Source organism: Microvirga sp. P4_G7 (genome assembly GCF_056401005.1).
The window spans coordinates 1-1,964 of sequence record NZ_JBFUKD010000669.1 but is presented as its reverse complement, the minus strand read 5'-3'; the positions used below and the strand labels follow the sequence as shown (position 1 = coordinate 1,964).

Sequence of the window (1,964 nt, the reverse complement as noted above, 5' to 3'; positions counted from 1 at the left end):
CGCCACGCGTCCAAGAAAAGTCAGGTATTGTTCGAGTGCGGGACGATCGAGTCCGAGCTGGCTTTGGAGTGTTTGGCGGGCCTCTTCCGTCGCATCGGACGGCAGCAGAATCAATGTAGGATCGCCGGCGAACTTCTGCAGGACGAAGATGATCGTCATCACGCCCCAAATGACGACGAGAACCAGCAGCGATCGGCGGATGAGATAGGTGACCATGCTCAGTCTTCAGTCCGCTCCGGGCTGCTCAGGGTAGCTCTCGCCTATTGATGGCACCGTCGAGGTTACGGTGCCACCGCCAATCGTGCAGGAGATGCTTCGCCAGTGCGTCAATGGCCAGCGGCTTCGCGATAGGCCGTCATGTCGGCGATGCAGGCATCGCGCAGGCGGCTGAGATCGCTTCCGGCGGCAACCATCGTGTAGCCTTGCTCGAAGAGCTGTTTCCAGCTCGTTCCGGGCCGCTGAATGGTGCCGAGCGGCTTGCCGGCGGCCCTTGCAGCCTTCTCGACCTGCTTGATGAGCGCGGCGACCTCGGGATGGTCCATCTGCCCGAGATATCCAGCCGATCCGGAAAGGTCGTAGGGTCCGATGAACAGCATATCGACGCCGGGCAACGCCGCGATTTCGGCGGCGTTCTCGACGCCCTGCACGGACTCGATCTGACAGATGACGAGCGTGTTATCGGCCGATGTCTTGGCGTAGTCGGGCGCCATGAAGCCGAAGCTCGATGCGCGGATCGAGGAAGGAGCGGCGCCGCGGATGCCGTGCGGCGGATAGAGGCACGCAGCGACTACGGCCTTCGCCTCTTCAGCCGTGTTGACGTTTGGAATGATCACCCCTTCGGCTCCGAGATCGAGGACCCGCTTGAGGTAGACCGCTTCATGGCCGGGAACCCGCACGATCGGCGTCGTCGTCGATCCACGCAAAGCCTGGAATTGCTGCCCCAGCGTCGTCAGGTCGCCGAGTCCGTGCTCGTGATCGAAAATGATGAAATCATAACCGGCGATCCCCATCACTTCGGTCACGAACGCGCTGCCGAGGCCGTTCCAGCAACCATAGACGCCTTCGCCGTTCTGAATGCGTGATTTGATTTGGTTCTTTCGATACACGGGCGGATCCTCGCTCTGATGTCGGGCAGTTTGCATCTTGTCCCATCACGATGGGTCACCGACCAGTTGCCTCACAAGACCCATTTTGTGAGGCGGCGATAGCTTCACGCTATGGCCGCCTCTCGCCGACCGTCAGAGAGGGAGCGCGCGCTCCACGAGGGTCTTCCAGTATCGAGCGCCGAGCTCCAGCACATCGTCATTGAAGTCGTAACGAACGCCGTGCAGGACCCGCCCGCCATCGGTCGACCCGGCGCCGATCAAGAGATAGGCTCCCGGTCGCTTTTCGAGCATGGACGAGAAATCCTCGCTGCCCATCGACGGCGGCAAAGTTCGATCTACCCTGCCCTCACCTACGAGCGCTTCCGCCACGCCCGCCGCAAACGCGGCCGCGCCGGGATCATTGATCGTGGGGGCGAACTTCGCCTCGAAACGGATCGCGGCCGTRGCCGCGTGGGTGAGCGCCACGCCCTGGACCACCCGTTCCATAGCCGCGCGAACCTGGGCACCGACCTCGCGCGTCAGGAACCGAAGCGTTCCACGCAGCTTCACGGTCTCCGGAATCACGTTCCAGCTGTCGCCCGCCTGGATCTGCGTGACGCTGATCACAGCCGAATCCAGAGGATCCACCTCGCGGCTCACGATGGTTTGCAGTGCCGAGATCGCCTCGGCGGCGATGACCACGGTGTCGATACCAAGATGTGGCATCGCCGCATGAGAGCCCTTGCCGGTGATCTCGATCTCGAAGAAATCGGCTGCGGCCATGACGGGCCCAGCTGGAACGCCGAACTCGCCGACGGGCATGCCCGGGCGGTTGTGCATGCCGTAGACAGCATCGACCGGGAACCGCTCGAACAGCCC

General features: G+C 62.7%; 2 protein-coding genes and 1 pseudogene. All 3 read right to left on the bottom strand.

Annotated elements, in window-relative coordinates; translation table 11 throughout:
- A pseudogene (locus AC1DT3_RS19355) lies at positions 1–216 on the bottom strand (ABC transporter permease); the annotation flags it as partial.
- Between the two features lie 110 nt (positions 217–326).
- On the bottom strand, positions 327–1,106 hold the full coding sequence (locus AC1DT3_RS19350; RefSeq protein ID WP_477466840.1) for an HpcH/HpaI aldolase family protein: 780 nt from the start codon (positions 1,104–1,106) through the stop codon (positions 327–329).
- A 132-nt stretch (positions 1,107–1,238) separates the two neighbouring features.
- On the bottom strand, positions 1,239–1,964 hold a 726-nt coding region (locus tag AC1DT3_RS19345; RefSeq protein ID WP_477466839.1), incomplete at its 5' end, for an amidohydrolase.